Source organism: Streptomyces sp. NBC_00162 (assembly GCF_024611995.1).
Classification (GTDB): domain Bacteria; phylum Actinomycetota; class Actinomycetes; order Streptomycetales; family Streptomycetaceae; genus Streptomyces.
Window position 1 is genome coordinate 5,750,349 of sequence record NZ_CP102509.1, and the last position, 19,602, is coordinate 5,769,950.

Sequence of the window (19,602 nt, forward strand, 5' to 3'; positions counted from 1 at the left end):
ACCCAGCGCACCATGTCGATCGACGTCAACAACGAGTCCGGAACCGAGGTCGACGAGCAGGCGATCCTCGACATCGCCCGCTACGCGCTCGCCCGGATGCGGATCCACCCGCTCTCGGAGCTCTCCGTCATCGTCATCGACGAGGACGCCATGGAGGCGCTCCACATCCAGTGGATGGACCTGCCCGGACCCACCGACGTCATGTCCTTCCCGATGGACGAGCTCCGTCCCCCGGCGAAGGACGACGAGGAGCCCCCGCAGGGGCTCCTCGGTGACATCGTGCTCTGCCCCGAGGTCGCCAAGAAGCAGGGCGAGGACGCCGCGACGCAGCACTCCATGGACGAGGAGCTCCAGCTCCTGACCGTCCACGGGGTGCTGCACCTGCTCGGGTACGACCACGAGGAGCCCGACGAGAAGGCGGAGATGTTCGGCCTCCAGGCGGCGATCGTCGACGGCTGGCGCACCGAGCGTGGCATGACCGGCCCGTCCCCGGCGCCGACCGTCTCGTGAACGCCCCACAACTGATCACCGGTGCCGTCCTGCTGGTGGTCGTGGCCTGGTTCGCGGCGTGTGCCGAGTCCGGGATCGCCCGCATTTCGAGCTTCCGCGCCGAGCAGGCCGTACGGGAGGGCCGGCGCGGCAGCGAGAAGCTCGCCCAGGTGACCGGGGACCCCACCCGCTACCTCAATGTGGCGCTGCTGGTCCGGGTCACCTGCGAGATGGCGGCCGGCGTACTCGTCACCTACGTCTGCCTCGACGAGTTCGGCGAGACCTGGACCGCGCTGCTCGTGGCCATCGCGGTCATGGTGCTGGTCTCCTTCGTCGCCGTGGGCGTGTCCCCGCGCACCATCGGCCGCCAGCACCCGCTCAACACCGCGACGGCGGCCGCGTACGTGCTCGTACCGCTCGCGCGGGTGATGGGGCCGATCCCGCAGCTGCTGATCCTCATCGGCAACGCGCTCACGCCCGGGAAGGGCTTCCGCAAAGGGCCGTTCGCCTCCGAGGCCGAGCTGCGCGCGATGGTGGACCTCGCGGAGAAGGAATCGCTGATCGAGGACGACGAGCGCCGGATGGTGCACCAGGTCTTCGAGCTCGGCGACACCCTGGTGCGCGAGGTGATGGTGCCGCGAACCGACCTGGTCTGCATCGAGCGCTACAAGACGATCCGTCAGGCGACCACCCTCGCGCTGCGGTCCGGTTTCTCGCGCATCCCGGTGACCGGGGAGAACGAGGACGACATCGTCGGGATCGTCTACCTGAAGGACCTGGTCCGCAAGACCCACATCAGCCGGGAGGCGGAGTCCGACCTGGTCTCCACGGCCATGCGGCCGGCGGTCTTCGTGCCGGACACCAAGAACGCGGGCGACCTGCTGCGCGAGATGCAGCAGGTGCGCAACCACGTGGCCGTCGTCATCGACGAGTACGGCGGCACGGCCGGGATCGTCACCATCGAGGACATCCTGGAGGAGATCGTCGGGGAGATCACCGACGAGTACGACCGGGAGCTCCCGCCGGTCGAGGACCTCGGCGCGGACCGCTATCGCGTGACCGCGCGCCTGGACATCACCGACCTCGGTGAGCTGTTCAAGGTCGAGGCCTTCGACGACGAGGACGTGGAGACGGTCGGCGGACTGCTGGCGAAGGCTCTGGGCCGGGTGCCCATCGCGGGCGCCTCGGCGCTGGTGGAGCTGCCGGACGGGCGTCCGCTGCGGCTGACGGCCGAGTCCCCGGCCGGGCGGCGGAACAAGATCGTGACGGTGCTGGTGGAACCGGTGGCCGCGGCGGACGCCGCGGGGGAGGAGGGGGAATGACCCCGGCGCAGCTGCGGGAATTCTGTCTGAGCTTCAACGCGGCGGTGGAGGAGTTCCCCTTCACCCCGGAGACCTCGGTGTTCAAGGTGCTGGGCAAGGTGTTCGCGCTCACCGCGCTGGACGCGGAGCCGCTGAAGGTCAACCTCAAGTGCGAGCCGGAGCTGGCGGTACGGCTGCGGGCGGAGCACGAGGCGATCGTGCCCGGCTATCACATGAACAAGCGGCACTGGAACACGGTGACCGCGGGCGGGCCGGGCGGCCTGCCGGACGCGCTGGTCCGTGAGCTCGTGGAGGACTCGTACGACCTGGTGGTGGCGGGTCTGCCCAAGGCGGAGCGGCTGCGGCTCGACCGGCCGTGACGCGCTCCGGCGGGGCCGTCGTACGGCCCCGCACGGGCGCTCCCTATGCTTCGCCCATGACCGACACCACTGGGATCGACCCCGAGGACAGCAAGATCATCACGCTGGCGCGCAGCGCCCGGGCCCGCAACGGAGTGCCGGAGGGGGCGGCGGTGCGCGACGAGACGGGCCGCACCTACGTCGCCGGCACGGTGGAGCTCGACTCCCTGAAGCTGAGCGCCCTGCAGACCGCCGTCGCGATGGCCGTGGCGAGCGGGGCCCGGTCACTCGAGGCCGCCGCCGTCGTCAGCGCCGCCGATGCCCCGGCCGAGGCCGACCGCGCCGCCGTCCGTGACCTGGGCGGCCCGGACACCCCGGTGCTGCTGGCGGGCCCGGACGGCGCCCTGAAGTCCACCACTCCCGCAGGCTGACGGCCCTGCGGCATACGCCCTACGCTCCGGCCGGGACCACCGTCGCGGCCGGAGCCGGGCGACGCCGGATCACCATCGACATCAGCGCCGCCATCGCGCACAGCGCACCCGAGGCGTACCAGACCACGTCGTACGAGCCGAACACGTCCCGGGCCAGCCCGCCCAGGAAGGCGACGACCGCCGCACCCACCTGGTGCGAGGCCAGCACCCAGCCGAAGACGATCGCGCCGTCCTCCCCGTAGTGCTCGCGGCACAGGGCGATGGTCGGCGGCACGGTCGCGACCCAGTCCAGGCCGTAGAAGACGATGAAGAAGATCATCGGCGGCTGCACGGACGGGGCCAGCAGCATCGGCAGGAAGAGCAGCGAGACCCCGCGCAGGGCGTAGTAGACCGCCAGCAGCCGCCGCGCCTCGAAGCGGTCCGTGAACCAGCCGGACGCCACCGTGCCGACCACGTCGAAGACGCCGATCACCGCCAGCAGTCCGGCCGCCGCCGTCACCGGCATGCCGTGGTCGTGGGCCGCCGGCACGAAGTGGGTTTTGACCAGGCCGTTCGTGGAGGCGCCGCAGATCGCGAAGGTGCCCGCCAGCAGCCAGAAGGGACCGGTCCGGGCCGCCTTGAACAGGACGGTGACCGCCCGCCGGGCGGCTCCCGGCACCGGGGCGGGCTTGTCCGCGTAGGTGCCCCCGTACGGGGCCAGGCCCACGTCCGCCGGGTGGTCGCGCAGCAGCAGCCACACGAACGGGGCCACGGCCAGGGCGGCGAGGGAGACCGTCACCGCCGCCGGGCGCCAGCCGTGGTGCTCCACCAGCCAGGACAGCAGCGGCAGGAAGACCAGCTGGCCGGAGGCCCCGGCCGCCGTCAGGATCCCGGTGACCAGGCCGCGCCGGGCGGTGAACCAGCGGTTGGTCACCGTCGCCGCGAAGGCCAGGGCCATCGAGCCGCTGCCCAGACCCACCAGGACGCCCCAGAACAGCACCAGCTGCCAGGCGGCGGTCATCCAGACCGTGGCGACCGAGCCGCCGGATATGACCAGCAGGGCCAGGGCCACGACCCGGCGGATGCCGAAGCGGTCCATCAGGGCGGCCGCGAACGGCGCGGTGAGCCCGTACAGCGCGAGGTTCACGGAGATGGCGAACCCGATCGTGCCGCGCGACCAGTCGAACTCCTGGTGCAGCGGTTCGATGAGCAGTCCGGGCAGGGAGGCGAAGGCGGCGGCGCCGATGATCGTCACGAAGGCGACGGCCGCGACGAACCAGGCGCGGTGGACGCGCCCGGCTTGCCGGGGAGTTCGCGGGATGGCCGTGGAGGCGGGGGCTGTCTGGGTCACCCCGACAGCTTCCGGCCACGGCGCCGCATACGACAGTGGCCTGACTGTCATGCTTCGATATGATCGGGCCATGGAGCCGCAAGCCCAGACCCACCGCGTCGTCGTCCTCGCCCTCGCCGGGCTGCTGCCCTTCGAACTCGGCATCCCGCACCGGATCTTCGGGCGCGCCAAGGATCCGGCCGGGCGGCCGCTGTACGAGATCCTGACCTGCGGCCTCGCCGCCGGGCCGGTGCCGACGGACGCCGACTTCGCGATCCACGTCGAGCACGGCCCGGAACTGCTGGCCACCGCCGACACGGTGGTCGTGCCGGCCTCGTACGAACTCGGGCCGGTCCACGAGTACGGCCGGCTGACCGGGGAGCTCGCCGAGGCCCTCGCGCACATCCGGCCCGGCACCCGGCTCGTCTCCATCTGCACCGGTGGCTACGTGCTGGCCGCCGCGGGATACCTCGACGGCCGCCGGGCCACCACCCACTGGGCCTCCGCGGACCACTTCCAGCGGCTGTTCCCGGCCGTCCGGGTCGACCCGGACGTGCTCTACACCGACGACGGGGACGTGCTCACCTCGGCCGGTGTCGCCGCCGGGATCGACCTGTGCCTGCACATCGTGCGCCGCGACCACGGCGCGGCCGTCGCGAACGAGGTGGCCCGGCGGACCGTCGTACCGCCCCACCGGGACGGCGGGCAGGCGCAGTTCATCGAGCGCCCGATGCCGGAGCCGCAGCTCGCCAGCACCACGGCGGTCCGCGCCTGGGTGCTGGACCGGCTGCACGAACCGCTGCGCCTGACCGACCTGGCCCGGCAGGAGGCCGTGTCCGTACGGACCTTCACGCGCCGGTTCCGGGAGGAGTCGGGGGTCAGCCCGGGCCAGTGGATCCTGGGCCAGCGGGTGGAGCGGGCCCGGCGGTTGCTGGAGCGGACGGACCTGCCGATGGAGCAGGTGGCGCGGGACGCGGGCTTCGGGACGGCGCAGTCGCTGCGCAAGCACGTGCAGGCGGCCCTGGGGGTGAGCCCGACGGCCTACCGGCGCACGTTCCGGGAGTCGGGCACCCTGACGTCCCCGCCATCCCCGCCGTCCTTGCCATCTCCTGATGGGTCATCAGTTGATGCCCGGCCAGCGCATTGACTTCTCCCGCCGCCCGCTCGTGAATGGCTCCCTGTCGGGGCGACGGAACCCAGGGGGCGGGCAGTGCGAACAGGGGCGCGCAGCAGGAGATGGCCGGCGGCCGTGGGCATGGCCGTGCTGGCGGCCGCGACCGGGGGCGCGCTGAGCGCACCCGCCGCCGCCGAAGGGGAGCCGGTGGTGACCTTCCCGACCCACTGCCTGCCGCCCCAGGAGGCCGGACTCCCGCCCGCCGACGGGCCGACCACCGCCCGGCTCACCGTCGACAACCCGGCACCGCGGGTCGGCGACACCGTCACGGTGACCTACCAGGTGATCGCCAACCCCGCCGTCAACCCGGCCGGCGGCGAACTGCCCGCCGACGCACTGACCCCGACCGGCCGGATCCTGCTCGGGGGCGCCCAGAGCGGCGAGGTCACCGTGGTCGGCGCACAGCGCAACGACCCGGTCCTTGCCGGAGCGCCCCTCCCCGCCGTCACCATGACGGGCACCTTCACCGTCACCGCGCCCGGCGAGATCACGCTGGCCCCCGGCGCCTACACCCTGCACACGAGCCACCCGCTGGACCTCGACACCGTCTGCACGGCCGACGCCGGGGCCCCCGTCTCCGAGCGCCTCACCGCGACCCCGCTGCCCACGGCCAACCTGCGCAGCGTCCTCCTCGCCGCGGCCCACGGGAAACCGGGCGACAAGGTCAAGGTCACCGCCGCCGGATTCACCCCGGGCGCGGCCGTCACGGTGGCCGGGCGGGCCGGCGCCGCCGAGACCGCCGACCGGGTGGCCGCCGCCGCGGACGAGCTCGGCGTGGTCCGGGCGGAGCTGCCGGTCACCGACAAGGCCACCACCGCGGTCGTCGCCTATGAGGGGGCGGCCTGGACGGCCGGGCAGGGCTCGGGCCCGGCCGCGTACACGGTCATCGACGCCGCCCCGCTGCCGCCCGGCACCCAGAAGCTCAGCGCCACCGTCGAGCCCGGCGCCCTCGGCATGACCCAGACCGGCGAGGACATCGCCCTGGGCGCCGTGTCCTACGGAGACGGCGGAGCCGCCCCCGGCCGGATCGGGACCGTCACCGTCAAGGACGCCCGCGGCGGCCCGGCAGGCTGGTCCCTGATCGGCAAGGTCACCGACTTCACCGGCCCCGGCGGCGTCCGCATCCCCGGCGCCTCCCTCTCCTGGACCCCCTCGTGCACCGCCGCGGCGGGCAGTCCGAGTCCCTGTACGCCGGGCAGCGCGGGCGTGGTCGGCCAGGACGGCGCGGTACTGGCCTCCACCCCCGACGCCCCCCTGGTCGGCGGCACCTTCACGGTCGACGCGACCGTGACCCTCCAGGTCCCGGCGTACACCCCGCCGGGCGCGTACACGTCGGTCCTCACGCTGACCCTGTCGTGACCCCGGGATTCCGGATCCGGCGCCTCGGGCTGCTGGGGGTGCTCGCCGCCGTACTCCTCGGGACCGCCGGGACCGCCGGGCCCGCCGGGACGGCCGCGGCCGCCGACAACGGGCAGTGGTCCGTGCTGCCCGCCGCCAACACCGTCGGGCAGCGGCCCTACTTCTACCTCGCCGCCGCGCCCGGCCAGTCCGTCACCGACTCCGTGACCGTCGCCAACCGCACCGACCGGCCCCGCACCTTCACGCTCTACGCGGCCGACGCGTACAACACCCCCGGGACGGCGGCTTCGCCCTCCGCGGCCCCGAGGAGCCGCGGCTGGCCACCGCCGCGTGGGCGAAGCTCGACCGGGAGCGGGTCACCGTACCGGCCCGCGGGTCGGTCAGCGTCGCCTTCACGCTCACCGTCCCCGACCGGGCGGAACCCGGCGACCACCCCGGAGCCATCGTGGCCCTGGAGGACCGGCCCGCCGCCGCGACGGCCCAGGGGATCGGCGTCCAGCAGGCCGTCGCCGCCCGCGTGTACCTGCGGGTCACCGGCCCCACCGCCCCCGCCCTCGTCGTCCGGGACGTCTCCGTCCACCGGCAGGGCTCCGGCGCGGAGGTCGCGTACACGCTCCACAACATCGGCAACGTCACCCTCCGCCCCCGCGCCGGCCTCACCGCCTCCGGAGCCCTCGGCAGACCCCTGCTCGGCCGTGCCCTCACCGGACTGCCCGCCGAACTGCTGCCCGGTCAGGAAGTCCGGCTCCACGCCCGCTGGGACGACCCGCCCACTGCCGAACAGGCCGAGGTGACGGTCCGCGCCGCGGACGGCGGAACCACAGCTCAGGGCCGTGCCGCCTACGCCGCACACCCCTTCCTCGGCACCCTCCTCGCGGCCGCGAGCGTCCTCGCAGCCATGACCTGGTCGGCGCTGGGAGCGGCATCGGGGAGAATGGCCCGTATGAGCGATCGTTCCCCCGAGTCCACCAGCCCGCACCGCGCGGGCTTCGCCTGCTTCGTCGGCCGCCCCAACGCGGGCAAGTCGACCCTCACCAACGCACTCGTGGGCACCAAGGTCGCGATCACCTCCAACCGGCCGCAGACCACCCGCCACACCGTCCGCGGCATCGTGCACCGCCCCGACGCCCAGCTCGTCCTCGTCGACACGCCCGGCCTGCACAAGCCGCGCACGCTGCTCGGCGAGCGCCTCAACGACGTCGTGCGGACCACCTGGGCCGAGGTCGACGTCATCGGCTTCTGCCTGCCCGCCGACCAGAAGCTCGGCCCCGGCGACAAGTTCATCGCCAAGGAGCTCGCGGGGATCAAGAAGACCCCCAAGATCGCCATCATCACCAAGACCGACCTGGTCGAGTCGAAGGTGGTGGGCGAGCAGCTCATCGCCGTCCACCAGCTCGCCGAGGAGCTCGGCTTCGAGTGGGCCGAGATCGTCCCCGTCTCGGCGGTCGGCGACACCCAGGTCCAGCTGCTGGCCGACCTGATCGCGCCGCTGCTGCCGGAGAGCCCGCCGCTGTACCCGGAGGGCGACCTCACCGACGAGCCCGAGATGGTCATGGTCGCCGAGCTGATCCGCGAGGCGGCGCTGGAAGGCGTACGGGACGAGCTCCCGCACTCCATCGCCGTGGTCGTCGAGGAGATGATCCCGCGCGAGAACCGCCCTGCGGACCGGCCGCTGCTCGACATCCACGCCAACGTCTACATCGAGCGGCCGAGCCAGAAGGGCATCATCATCGGCCCGAAGGGCGCCCGCCTGAAGGAGGTCGGGATGAAGTCGCGCAAGCACATCGAGGCGCTGCTCGGGACCCCGGTCTTCCTCGACCTCCACGTGAAGGTCGCCAAGGACTGGCAGCGGGATCCCAAGCAGCTGCGCAAGCTCGGCTTCTGATCCTTCTCGGCCCGGGACGGGCGGCCGGTACCGGCCGCCCGGCAGTGGGCTACGGCAGCCGCCGTACCTTCAGCGCGTTGTCCGGACGGCTCCCGGGCCGGCCGTCAGGGCCGGTCAGGGGCTGTACGTGCGCCTCCGCGAGCAGGACCTCCCAGCCGCCCTCGGGCAGCTCCAGCTGCGCCAGGACCTCGTCCGGGGTCGGGAAGTCGATGTCCGCGTGCTTGTCCGGGTCCCACGAGGGCCCGCCCGCGTGGCCCGCGATCAGCAGGATCCCGCCGGGGGCCACGGCCGCGGCGGCCGTGCGCAGGATCCGCTCGCGGGGGAAGTCCCCGTACGAATGCAGGAAGCACGCGGAGACCAGGTCGAACTCCCCGGCGGGGAAGGACTCCGCGAGGTCGTGCCGCTGCCACTCGACGCGGTCGGAGAGCTTCGCCTCCGCGGCGTGCTCGGCCGCCCGCTCCAGGGCCACCCCGGAGATGTCGGTCCCGGTGACGTGCCAGCCCTGCCGGGCCAGCCACACCGCGTCGGCCCCCTCGCCGCAGCCGAGGTCGAGGGCGCGGCCGGGGGTGAGGTCCGCGGCCTCGCGGACCAGGACGTCATTGGCCTTGCCGCTCCAGATGCGGTTGCTCTCGCGGTAGCGGGCGTCCCAGAACTCCTCGCCCGCGGCGGGTTCGTCGTGGTGGCGGTGCTGATGGTCGGACATGGGGGCTGCCTCTTCCTGTTCGGGTCTGCCGATACGGCCGATGCTGCGCCGGTACCGCTCGCGCGCGCAAATACCGTTGCCGTTCCGGCAAACCCGCCGGGCCTCAGGCGGGGGGCTCCGCGATCAGCGCCGTCGCCACGCGCCGGAAGCCGATGCGCCCGTAGACGCGGGCCACGTCCTCGTCCCCAGCGGAGAGGAAGACCGTACGGGCGCCGCGTTCCAGGGCCTGCGCGACCAGGGCCGCCGTGACCCCGAGGGCCAGGCCCTGGCGGCGCGCCGACGGGAGCGTGCCGACGCCCACCACTTCGGCCACGTCCCCGACCGGGTTGTACTGGCCCGAGCACAGCACCACGCCGTCGCGGACGGCCGCCGCCATCGCGGTACGGCCCGACGCGAGCATCCCGGACACCCGCGCCCGGCGCTCCGCCGCCTCCGGAGCGGCCGTCGCCGCCGCCAGCTCCGCCGGCCCGGCCTCGCCCACGGCCGTCCCCGGGTCCGCGAAGGCCAGCGCCGGGACCGTCACCGCAGCAGTGAGCAGCGGGTCGTCCGCGCCGAACAGCCGTACCTCCGGATGCGCGGGGGTCGGAATGGCGGCCTGGTCCAGGACCATCAGCGGATGCGCGTGGACGTGCAGTCCGGCAGCCTCCACGGCCGCCCGCAAGGAGGGGCTGTTTTCAGCCACCCACTCGAAGGACTCGGGGACCTTCAGCTCCCGCTGCCGGGCCAGCACCCGCTCCACGTCGGCCGCGCTCGCACCCGGGCCGCCGCCGGCGTCGAGCGCGGGCCGCGCGTAGTACTGCCAGCCCGCGCCCTCCTGGACGAACAGGGTCAGCGGACCGAAGTCCTCGGCCCGTGCCCCGCCCACCCGCGGCACCGTGTCGTAGTAGCGCTCCAGCTCGGAGAGCGTCGAATCGATCATGTGGTCGGTCATCGGGCCATCCAAGCAAAGAGGCGCTGCTCAGGCACCTTCTTTCAAGACCCGTGAGATCAGCGCCCGCTGTGCGTCCGACAGGTTCGGCTCCTGGCAGGACACGGTCCGCCCGTCCACCGTGATCCGGTACGAGAACCCGTCCCGTACCGGTCCGCCGGTGTGACCGGGCGGACCGGGCCGCAGCGCCAGCTGCGCCAGGGCCTGCCACTCGGCCTCGTCGGCCAGGCCCGAGGTGTCCACCTCGACGCGGCGCTCGATGCCCGTGAAACCGCCCGTCCGTACCACCTGAATCCGCATGGGTGCCCTTCTACCCCGCCAGCGGGACACCCACCGCCGACCACGCCTTCTGGAGCGCCTGGTGTTCCGCGCCCCCCTCCCCGAACCGGGTCACGGCCGCGGCCGTCGACAGCCGGGCGAAGTCCGCGAAGTCCGCGTCCGAGGCCAGCTGCCCGCCGGTGAGGGTGTCGTACCAGATCTGCCCGGCCCGCTCCCAGGCCTTGCCGCCCAGTTCGGTCGCCACGACGTAGAAGGCGTGGTTGGGGATGCCGGAGTTGATGTGCACCCCGCCGTTGTCGCGCGAGGTCTCCACGTAGTCGTCCATGGTCGCCGGCTGCGGGTCCTTGCCGAGCTCGTCGTCGTCGTACGCCGTCCCCGGCGCCTTCATCGACCGCAGCGCGACCCCGGTCACGTTGGGCCCCAGCAGCCCGGCCCCGATCAGCCAGTCGGCCTCGTCGGCCGTCTGCTCCAGCGAGTGCTGCTTGATCAGCGAGCCGAAGACGTCGGACATCGACTCGTTCAGGGCGCCCGACTGCCCGTGGTACGTCAGATTCGCGGTGTACTGCGTCACCCCGTGGGTCAGCTCGTGCCCGATGACGTCCACCGACACCGTGAAGTCGAGGAAGAGGTCCCCGTCCCCGTCGCCGAAGACCATCTGCTGGCCGTCCCAGAAGGCGTTGTTGTAGTCCTCGCTGTAGTGGACGGTCGCGTCCAGCGGCAGCCCGGAACCGTCGATCGAGCGCCGTCCGAAGCCCTGGAGGAAGAGTTCGTACGTCGCCCCGAGCCCGGCGTACGCGCGGTTGACGGTGGCGTCCTTGCCCACCGGGTCGCCCTCCCCGCGGACCTTCTTCCCGGGCAGCCGGGTGCGGTGCTGGGCGTCGTAGATCGTCCGGCTCGGCCCGTCCTGGCCGGGCACCTCGACGAGCGCGGGCACGATGCCGCGGGCGGTGGTGACCCGGCGCCGGGTCCGCAGCAGGGCGTCGCGCTCCAGGGTGCGCAACGCGAGATCGGCCCGCCGCGCGTCCGCGGACAGGGCGGCCTTGTCGAGCAGGTGGGGCGGCACGACGGTGCAGAAGACGGAGTGGCGGTGGTGAGTGTGGGAGGCATTCATGCCCGGCAATGTGGCAGTGCGTCATGACGGTGTCACTACCTGCGACCATGATTCATTCGGTTGTCCGAAAGCCGTAACGGCAGGTTGACGGATCGACCTGACCTGGATGGGAGCGAAAGAGGCCTAGCTCACATTTGGTACAAAACGGACCACCGGGTCTTGCATACTGAAACAGGTCCCCCGCGTACAGCGCGGCTCGGCTAGGCTCGGCCCATCATGAGTTTCGGGCTGCTTCTCCTTAGCTGCCGCGGCGAGGGTCTGTAGTCGTAGGCCGGCCCCCTCCCCGCGGAGTTTGGTGTTGCGGTTTTTACGACCGCCGTCGGCCGTTCCAGCGAACTACACGCGGACACGCGAGGAGCCCAACGCCATGAGCCAGCAGCCTTTTGTCGGTCGCCCCACGCCCATCACCAACGCGACCCACACCCAGAAGACCTCCGGGATGCCGATCCACAAGTACGGCCGGTACGAGCAGGTGGAGATCCCGGACCGCACCTGGCCGGACGCCCGCGTCACCAAGGCTCCCCGCTGGCTGTCCACCGACCTGCGTGACGGCAACCAGTCGCTGATCGACCCGATGACCCCCGCCCGCAAGCGCGAGATGTTCGACCTGCTGGTGCGCATGGGCTACAAGGAGATCGAGGTCGGCTTCCCGTCCTCCGGCGAGACCGACTTCAACTTCGTGCGCTCCATCATCGAAGAGGGCGCGATCCCGGACGACGTCACCATCTCCGTACTGACCCAGGCCCGCGAGGACCTGATCGAGCGGACCGTGGAGTCCCTGGTCGGCGCCAAGCGCGCCACCGTGCACCTGTACAACGCGACCGCCCCGACCTTCCGCCGGGTCGTCTTCCGCGGCTCCAAGGAGCAGATCAAGCAGATCGCCGTCGACGGCACCCGCCTGGTCATGGAGTACGCCGGCAAGCTGCTGGGCCCCGAGACCGTCTTCGGCTACCAGTACAGCCCGGAGATCTTCACCGACACCGAGCTGGACTTCGCCCTGGAGGTCTGCGAGGCCGTCTGCGACGTCTGGCAGCCCGCCGAGGGCCGCGAGATCATCCTGAACCTGCCCGCCACCGTGGAGCGCTCGACGCCGTCCACCCACGCGGACCGCTTCGAGTGGATGGCCCGCAACCTGACCCGCCGCGAGCACGTCTGCATCTCCGTGCACCCGCACAACGACCGCGGCACCGCCGTCGCCGCCGCCGAGCTGGCCCTGATGGCCGGCGCCGACCGCATCGAGGGCTGCCTGTTCGGCCAGGGCGAGCGGACCGGCAACGTCGACCTGATCACCCTGGGCATGAACCTGTTCTCCCAGGGCATCGACCCGCAGATCGACTTCTCGCAGATCGACGAGATCCGCCGCACCAGCGAGTACTGCAACCAGATGGAGGTCCACCCGCGCCACCCCTACGCGGGCGACCTGGTCTACACCGCCTTCTCCGGCTCCCACCAGGACGCCATCAAGAAGGGCTTCGACGCGATGGAGGCCGACGCGGCCGCCGCCGGCAAGACCGTCGACGACATCGAGTGGGCGGTCCCGTACCTGCCCATCGACCCCAAGGACGTCGGCCGCTCCTACGAGGCGGTCATCCGGGTCAACTCGCAGTCCGGCAAGGGCGGCATCGCGTACGTCCTGAAGAACGACCACAAGCTGGACCTGCCGCGCCGCATGCAGATCGAGTTCTCCCGGATCATCCAGGCCAAGACCGACGCCGAGGGCGGCGAGGTCACGCCGAAGGCGATCTGGGACGTCTTCTCCGACGAGTACCTGCCGAACCCCGAGAACCCGTGGGGCCGGATCCAGCTGCGCTCGGGCTCGACCGCGACCGACAAGGACGGCACGGACACGCTGACCGTCGAGGCGGTCGTGGACGGCGTGGAGACGGTCCTGGACGGCACCGGCAACGGCCCGATCTCGGCCTTCTTCGACGCGCTGGCCGGCATCGGCGTCGACGCCCGCCTGCTGGACTACACCGAGCACACGATGAGCGAGGGCGCCTCCGCCGTCGCCGCCTCGTACATCGAGTGCGCGATCGACGGCCGGGTCCTGTGGGGCATCGGCATCGACGCCAACACCACCCGCGCCTCCCTGAAGGCGGTCATCTCCGCCGTCAACCGCGCGGGCCGCTGACCCCTCGTACGTGAACCCCGTCCCTCCCTCCGGAGGGGCGGGGTTCCGTCGTTCCCGGATTCAGCGCGCGAGGTAGCCGCCGTCCACCGGCAGGATCACGCCCGTCACGAACGAGGCCGCGTCGGAGGCCAGGAACGCGATGACCCGGGCCACCTCCTCCGGCTCGCCGATCCGGCCCATCGGGTGGGCCTCGGTGATCTCCTCCAGGTACTCCGGCCCGCCCGGCTCGTCCTCGAGCGCGACGACCCGCTCCGTACGGATGGTGCCCGGGGCCACCGCGTTGACGCGGATCCCGTGCGCGGCCCACTCCACGGCGAGGTGCTTGGTCAGACCCGACGCCACGAACTTCGCGGGCCCGTACGCCGCCTGCCGGGCCTGCCCGGCCACCCCCGAGATCGACGAGACGCAGACCAGCGCACCGCCGGGCCGCGGCTGCGCGGTCATCGCCTCGATGGAGTACTTGCAGGTCAGGAACATCCCCCGGCCGTCGATGGCCATCACGTGGTCCCAGTCCTCGGGGCTGGTCTCCCGTACGTCCGAAAGGGGGAGCACCCCGGCGTTCGCCACGGCGACGTCGAGCCGCCCGTACGCGCCGACCGCGGCGGCCACCATCGTGCGGTTGGCCCCCGGATCGGAGACGTCACCGGCCACGACGGTGATCTCGTGACCCTCTTCGGCCAATTGCGTACGAAGGGCCTCCAGGCCGGGGGCGTTGACATCGGTCGCGGTCACCCGGCCCCCGGAGCGGGCCAGCAGCAGGGCGGTGGCACGGCCGATGCCGCTCGCGGCGCCGGTCACCAGACAGGACTTCTCGTTCATGTGGCCGAGGGTAGGGAAAAGGGCGAGGTGGCGCGGGGACGGCGGGGGCGCAGATCGGCCAAGTCCGCGTCGCGCGGCATGTTGTCTTGTCGCACGACTGACGCATCCTCACCGATGTGGCTAACATCACGCGAAACCGTCCGGCGATGTTGCCGGGCGGGGGCCCCGCCCGTGTCCGCAGGACTACGGGGGAGTGACGGAGGTGCGACGTGCTGCCAGTTCGGGGTGGGGACGGCCGGAAGCTGATGGTCTGGGGCATCCGCACCACCTGGAGCACCGTGGGCGACGGGGAGTTCTTCTGCCCCGCCTGCGGTGGGGACCGCAACTACCGCAGGCGGACCGGGCGCCGCCGCTTCACCGTCCTCGGTGTGCCGCTGCTGCCGCGCGGCAGCGCCGGGCCCGTCGTCGAGTGCCAGGGCTGCCGGGAGCGCTTCGACACCGAGGTCCTGGACCACCTCACCACCACCCGCTTCACGGCCATGCTGCGCGACGCCGTGCACACCGTGGCGCTGGCCGTGCTCGCGGCGGGCGGGACGGGCTCGCGCAGCGCGCTGGAGGCCGCCGTGAGCGCCGTACGGGCCGCGGGCTTCCAGGAGTGCACGGAGGAGCAGCTGGAGTCCCTCGTGGACGCGCTGTCCACCGACGAGGGGCGGCTCGGGCTGTACGACGTCCCGGAGTGCTGCGGGGCCGCGCTGTCGATCGAACTCCACGAGGCGCTTGAGCCGCTGGCCCCGCACCTGGCGGGCCCCGGCCGTGAGTCGATCCTGCTCCAGGGCGCGCGGATCGCGCTCGCGGACGGCCCGTACATCCCGGCCGAGCGCGAGGTGCTCTCCACGGTCGGGGCGGCGCTGCGCATCGACGCGGACGACGTGGCCCGGCTCCTGTCGGCGGTGCGCGCGCCGTAGCCGGGCTCTTCCGCCACCCCCGAAACGGCCCGAAACGGGCTCCCCAGACGTAACGATCCGGCCACGTGGGGCCGATTTCAAGATTTTCGCGCGTCCGGTGAACCGCGGAGCCGATCGCTCCGTGCCCGGACCGTCCACCCCTTGGACCACCGGAGCGGGCCCCTTCGCGTGCGCCTGCCCGCATCCAGGCGAGGGCTGTATACGCAGGTCAACCCGTAGGTGCGGTGCGGTCGAGCCGTGGTCGTGCCGTAGGAACGCCTGCCTCCGGACGGCACCCCGTTTACTCCTGTGTGCTGAGCTCCACCACTGGAGAAACCTACAGATCTGGCCGCCGTGGACGTCAACAGTTTGTGGAAGTCGACGATATCTGTGAGGCCCTTCACAGGCGTTCAATTCCGGTCACACGACGAGACGCCGCCGTTAACACAGCGGGGCTTCGATTCACGTGAACGTACTGACAACCCTGGCGGACCAACGGGTTAGCGACCCACTTCGACCAGGGACAACCAGATCTCCTCTCACTTACCTCACCTCTTGAAGGGCAAGGCAGAGATGGCACGTGTCGCCGCCCGGCTTTCCGAAAACGGAGAGCAGAGCACGCACCCGGTCGACGAGGTGCTCCCCCTCCCCAAGCTCGCGCTGTACGGCTTCCAGCACGTACTCGCGTTCTACGCCGGCGCGGTGATCGTTCCGATCATCGTCGGCAACGCGCTGAAGCTGAGCCCTGAACAGCTGGTCTACCTGATCAACGCGGACCTCTTCACCTGCGGTATCGCCTCGATCATCCAGGCCTGGGGCATCGGCCGGATCGGTGCGCGACTGCCGCTGATCCAGGGCGTGACCTTCACTGCCGTCTCCCCGATGATCGCCATCGGCCTCGGCGCGGGCGGCGGAACCGCCGCGCTGCTGGTCATCTACGGCGCGGTCATCACCGCCGGCATCGCGACCTTCGCCTTCGCATGGCTGCCGGGGAAGGCGTTCCGGACGGTCATGCGGCTCTTCCCGCCCGTCGTCACCGGCACCGTGATCACGGTTCTGGGCATCGTCCTGATCCCGGTCGGCCTCAACGACGCGGCGGGCGGCCTCGGCAGCCCCGACTTCGGCGACCCGAAGAACTTCGCGTACGCCGGCGGCACGATGCTCTTCATCCTCGTCCTGATGAAGATCGGCAAGCAGTTCCTCTCCAGCATCTCCATCCTGCTCGGCCTGGTGGCCGGCACCGTGGTCGCCTTCCTCCTCGGGGACGCGAAGTTCGGCGACGTGAGCAAGTCCGACTGGGTCGGCGTCACCACGCCCTTCCACTTCGGCGTCCCGAAGTTCGAGTGGTTCCCGATCGTCCTGATGCTGATCGTCATGCTGATCACCATGGTCGAGACGACCGGTGACACGTACGCGGTCGGCGACATCGTCGGCAAGGACGTCGACAGCGAGACCGTGGCCCGCGCCCTGCGCGCCGACGGCGCCGCGACCGCCCTCGGCGGTGTCCTCAACTCCTTCCCGTACGTCGCCTTCGCCGAGAACGTCGGCCTGGTGCGGATGACCAAGGTCAAGAGCCGGTTCGTGGTCGTGGCCGCCGGTGTGTTCATGATCATCCTGGGGCTGCTGCCCAAGGCCGCCGCGATCGTCGCCGCCGTCCCGCACGGAGTCCTCGGCGGCGCCGCGACCGTCATGTTCGCCATGGTCGCCCTCGCCGGTATCCAGACCCTGGCCAAGGTGGACCTGAAGGAGGAGAAGAACGCGCTGATCGTGGGCGTCTCCCTCGCCTTCGCCCTGCTCCCCGCGACCGTCCCGGTCTTCTTCACCAAGCACATGGACGCGGACCTGTCCTCGCTCCTCAACAGTGGTGTCACCCTCGGTGCCACGACCGCCATCGTCCTCAACCTGATCTTCAACGGTCTGACCAAGGACGACGCACCGGCCGTCGCCGCGGTCGAGCTGCCCGCCCAGCCGACGGCAGCCCCGGCGGACGCCGAGAAGGCCGAGAAGGCGGACAAGGCCGAGGAGCCGGTCGAGGCCGAGAAGGCGGTCGAGACGGACGAGGCGCAGACGCCCGCCTCCTGATCCTCCCAAGGGGTGCTGGCCCCTCGTCCGGACTCTGGTCCGGGCGGGGGGCCATCGCTGTCCGTGGTGCGGGTGACAATGGGCGCATGAGTCTGTTCCGCGACGACGGCATCGTGCTGCGCACCCAGAAGCTGGGTGAGGCGGACCGCATCATCACGCTGCTGACCCGCGGCCACGGCCGGGTGCGGGCCGTCGCCCGCGGGGTCCGGCGTACGAAGTCCAAGTTCGGTGCCCGGCTGGAACCTTTCTCCCACGCCGACGTGCAGTTCTTCGCCCGCGGCAGCGAGCTGATCGGGCGCAGCCTGCCGCTCTGCACCCAGACCGAGATCATCGCCCCGTACGGCAACGGCATCGTCACCGACTACGCCCGCTACACCGCCGGCACCGCCATGCTGGAGACCGCCGAGCGCTTCACCGAGAACGAGGGCGAGCCCGCCGTACAGCAGTACCTGCTGCTCGTCGGCGCCCTGCGCACGCTCTCGCGCGGCGAGCACGAACCCCACCTCATCCTCGACGCGTTCCTGCTGCGCTCCCTCGCCGTCAACGGCTACGCGCCCAGTTTCGAGGACTGTGCGAAGTGCGGGATCCACGGCCCCAACCGGCACTTCTCCGTCGCCGCGGGCGGGGTGATATGCGGGGACTGCCGGGTGCCCGGCAGCGTCGTACCCTCGTCGGAGGCCATCGCCCTGCTCAGCGCGCTGCTGACGGGCGACTGGAACCATGCCGACGCGTGCGAGGCGCGTCACGTGCGGGAGGGCAGCGGGCTGGTCTCCGCCTATTTGCACTGGCATCTGGAGCGCGGGCTACGCTCCCTGCGATACGTCGAGAAATAGGAGCTGGGCACATGGCACGACGCGGGATTCTGGGACGCTCTCGCCGCGAGTACAAGGTTCCCGAGCCGCACCCGTCCGGTGAGCGCCCGCCGAAGATCCCCGGCGACCTCGTCCCGAACCACGTCGCGGTCGTCATGGACGGCAACGGCCGCTGGGCCAAGGAGCGCGGCCTGCCGCGTACCGAGGGTCACAAGGTCGGCGAGGGCGTCGTGCTCGACGTGCTCAAGGGCTGCCTGGAGATGGGCGTCAAGAACCTCTCCCTGTACGCCTTCTCGACGGAGAACTGGAAGCGCTCGCCCGACGAGGTCCGCTTCCTGATGAACTTCAACCGCGATGTCATCCGGCGCCGCCGCGACGAGATGAACGAGCTGGGCATCCGGATCCGCTGGGTCGGCCGCATGCCGAAGATGTGGAAGTCGGTCGTCCAGGAGCTCCAGGTGGCCCAGGAGCAGACCGTCGACAACGACGCGATGACGCTGTACTTCTGCGTGAACTACGGCGGCCGCGCGGAGATCGCGGACGCGGCCCAGGCCATCGCCCGCGATGTGGCGGCCGGCAAGCTGGACCCGTCGAAGGTCAACGAGAAGACCTTCGCGAAGTACATGTACTACCCGGACATGCCGGACGTGGACCTGTTCCTGCGGCCGAGCGGCGAGCAGCGCACCTCCAACTACCTGCTCTGGCAGAGCGCGTACGCCGAGATGGTCTTCCAGGACGTGCTGTGGCCGGACTTCGACCGGCGCAACCTCTGGCAGGCCTGCCTGGAGTACGCCCAGCGCGACCGCCGCTTCGGCGGCGCGGTCCCGAACCAGGCGGAGGGCCCCACCGGCTGACGGGCGGCCGCGCGCCCCGGCGATAGGCTCCGCTGTCATGGACATGAACGCGGGCACGAATGAGGAGACGGCACGGCAGGACGGGCAGGCCGTCGAGCTCGTCTACCGGACGACCAAGGCGGACCTCGCGCACGCATTGCGAGTCCGGGACGCGCGCACGGCTCAGGGACGCCGTCGGCGCGGGGTATTGATCTTCGCCGGGACGCTGCTGCTGGGGCTCGGCCTGCTGGCGCTGGTGGACGGGGAGATCGCGCCGGGGAGACCGGCGGGCTTCCTCGTCGGCGGGGCGGTGCTGTGGGCCTTCGTGCTGTTCGGCCCGCGGCTCCAGGCGCGAGCCTTCGGCGGGCTGCTGGACAAGGCGGGGGAGGCCCGTACCGTCGTCGACGGGGCCGGGGTCCAGGTGAGCACAGCCGCGTCCCAGACGCGCATCGGCTGGGAGGCGCAGCCGAGGTACGCGGAGACGGCCGAGGCGTTCGTCATGCTCAGTGACGACAAGGGGGCGGTGGCCATGACGGTCCTGCCCAAGCGGGGCGTCCGGGAACCGGCCGACGTCGACCGTCTGCGGGCGCTCCTGGACGCGAACCTGCGTCGGATCTAAGGGCTGTCCCGTAATCCCCGGTGGGTCAGCGCACGGCGTCAGATGCGGTGCATCGCAAGGCGGAGGGGCGCCCCCATACTGGGCGTATTCGGGC

At 71.6% G+C, this 19,602-nt stretch carries 19 protein-coding genes; 13 read left to right on the forward strand and 6 right to left on the reverse strand.

From position 1 onward, the window contains the following. Nucleotides 1-12: 12 nt before the first annotated feature. From ybeY to JIW86_RS26685, 4 genes are read left to right on the forward strand one after another with little or no spacing between them, the layout of a single operon-like run. Nucleotides 13-510: an rRNA maturation RNase YbeY gene (ybeY, locus tag JIW86_RS26670; protein WP_257556378.1), complete on the forward strand. Its 498-nt coding sequence runs from the start codon at nt 13-15 to the stop codon at nt 508-510. After that, a complete protein-coding gene (locus tag JIW86_RS26675) occupies nt 507-1,811 on the forward strand; it encodes a hemolysin family protein (protein ID WP_215141920.1) in 1,305 nt (434 codons plus the stop codon). The genes ybeY and JIW86_RS26675 overlap by 4 nt, the downstream gene beginning before the upstream one ends. Further along, a complete protein-coding gene (locus tag JIW86_RS26680) occupies nt 1,808-2,170 on the forward strand; it encodes an MmcQ/YjbR family DNA-binding protein (RefSeq protein ID WP_257556379.1) in 363 nt (120 codons plus the stop codon). Before JIW86_RS26675 ends, JIW86_RS26680 begins: the two co-directional genes overlap by 4 nt. A gap of 56 nt (nt 2,171-2,226) precedes the next feature. After that, nucleotides 2,227-2,580 carry a cytidine deaminase gene (locus tag JIW86_RS26685; protein ID WP_215141924.1) on the forward strand — a complete coding sequence of 118 codons (354 nt, stop codon included), beginning with the start codon at nt 2,227-2,229 and terminating at the stop codon, nt 2,578-2,580. A gap of 19 nt (nt 2,581-2,599) precedes the next feature. Here JIW86_RS26685 and JIW86_RS26690 read toward each other — a convergent pair whose 3' ends face one another. Continuing rightward, nucleotides 2,600-3,910 (reverse strand): MFS transporter, encoded by a 1,311-nt coding sequence (locus JIW86_RS26690; RefSeq protein WP_257556382.1) that lies wholly within the window; start codon nt 3,908-3,910, stop codon nt 2,600-2,602. A 70-nt stretch (nt 3,911-3,980) separates the two neighbouring features. On the opposite strand from JIW86_RS26690, the gene JIW86_RS26695 reads away from it, so the two are divergent. The 3 genes from JIW86_RS26695 to era all read left to right on the forward strand — a co-directional run bounded on the left by JIW86_RS26695 (nt 3,981) and on the right by era (nt 8,307). Continuing rightward, nucleotides 3,981-5,036: a GlxA family transcriptional regulator gene (locus tag JIW86_RS26695; RefSeq protein ID WP_257556384.1), complete on the forward strand. Its 1,056-nt coding sequence runs from the start codon at nt 3,981-3,983 to the stop codon at nt 5,034-5,036. Between the two features lie 108 nt (nt 5,037-5,144). Next, nucleotides 5,145-6,422 (forward strand): WxL domain-containing protein, encoded by a 1,278-nt coding sequence (locus JIW86_RS26700; RefSeq protein ID WP_257559452.1) that lies wholly within the window; start codon nt 5,145-5,147, stop codon nt 6,420-6,422. A 934-nt stretch (nt 6,423-7,356) separates the two neighbouring features. Further along, complete coding sequence (gene era, locus JIW86_RS26705; protein WP_257559453.1) at nt 7,357-8,307, forward strand: GTPase Era; 951 nt, start codon at nt 7,357-7,359, stop codon at nt 8,305-8,307. Nucleotides 8,308-8,356: 49 nt separating this feature from the next. Here the strand turns inward: era and JIW86_RS26710 are convergent, their stop codons facing one another. The 4 genes from JIW86_RS26710 to JIW86_RS26725 form a co-directional block, all read right to left on the reverse strand. Next, nucleotides 8,357-9,010, reverse strand: coding sequence for an SAM-dependent methyltransferase (locus JIW86_RS26710; protein ID WP_257556386.1), 654 nt, complete (start codon nt 9,008-9,010; stop codon nt 8,357-8,359). 103 nt (nt 9,011-9,113) lie between these two features. Continuing rightward, nucleotides 9,114-9,941, reverse strand: a complete 828-nt coding sequence (locus tag JIW86_RS26715; protein ID WP_257556388.1) for a GNAT family N-acetyltransferase — start codon at nt 9,939-9,941, stop codon at nt 9,114-9,116. Nucleotides 9,942-9,968: 27 nt separating this feature from the next. Next, complete coding sequence (locus JIW86_RS26720; RefSeq protein ID WP_257556390.1) at nt 9,969-10,238, reverse strand: protealysin inhibitor emfourin; 270 nt, start codon at nt 10,236-10,238, stop codon at nt 9,969-9,971. Between the two features lie 10 nt (nt 10,239-10,248). Next, the gene (locus JIW86_RS26725) at nt 10,249-11,328 is read right to left on the reverse strand and encodes a M4 family metallopeptidase (protein ID WP_257556392.1); all 1,080 of its coding nucleotides are present in this window, start codon (nt 11,326-11,328) and stop codon (nt 10,249-10,251) included. Nucleotides 11,329-11,695: 367 nt separating this feature from the next. Here JIW86_RS26725 and leuA point away from each other — a divergent pair, with 367 nt between their 5' ends. Then, nucleotides 11,696-13,459: a 2-isopropylmalate synthase gene (leuA, locus tag JIW86_RS26730; RefSeq protein ID WP_257556394.1), complete on the forward strand. Its 1,764-nt coding sequence runs from the start codon at nt 11,696-11,698 to the stop codon at nt 13,457-13,459. A gap of 60 nt (nt 13,460-13,519) precedes the next feature. Here the strand turns inward: leuA and JIW86_RS26735 are convergent, their stop codons facing one another. Next, nucleotides 13,520-14,278, reverse strand: a complete 759-nt coding sequence (locus JIW86_RS26735; RefSeq protein WP_257556396.1) for an SDR family NAD(P)-dependent oxidoreductase — start codon at nt 14,276-14,278, stop codon at nt 13,520-13,522. A 209-nt stretch (nt 14,279-14,487) separates the two neighbouring features. On the opposite strand from JIW86_RS26735, the gene JIW86_RS26740 reads away from it, so the two are divergent. From JIW86_RS26740 to JIW86_RS26760, 5 genes are all read left to right on the forward strand, one after another. Beyond that, nucleotides 14,488-15,183, forward strand: a complete 696-nt coding sequence (locus JIW86_RS26740) for a TerB family tellurite resistance protein (RefSeq protein ID WP_257556398.1) — start codon at nt 14,488-14,490, stop codon at nt 15,181-15,183. Between the two features lie 552 nt (nt 15,184-15,735). Next, a complete protein-coding gene (locus JIW86_RS26745) occupies nt 15,736-17,244 on the forward strand; it encodes a nucleobase:cation symporter-2 family protein (RefSeq protein WP_257556400.1) in 1,509 nt (502 codons plus the stop codon). A gap of 86 nt (nt 17,245-17,330) precedes the next feature. Further along, nucleotides 17,331-18,077, forward strand: a complete 747-nt coding sequence (gene recO / locus JIW86_RS26750; protein ID WP_215141943.1) for a DNA repair protein RecO — start codon at nt 17,331-17,333, stop codon at nt 18,075-18,077. An 11-nt stretch (nt 18,078-18,088) separates the two neighbouring features. Further along, complete coding sequence (locus tag JIW86_RS26755; RefSeq protein ID WP_215141945.1) at nt 18,089-18,910, forward strand: isoprenyl transferase; 822 nt, start codon at nt 18,089-18,091, stop codon at nt 18,908-18,910. Nucleotides 18,911-18,947: 37 nt separating this feature from the next. Next, complete coding sequence (locus JIW86_RS26760) at nt 18,948-19,508, forward strand: YcxB family protein (protein WP_257556404.1); 561 nt, start codon at nt 18,948-18,950, stop codon at nt 19,506-19,508. Nucleotides 19,509-19,602: the final 94 nt, after the last annotated feature.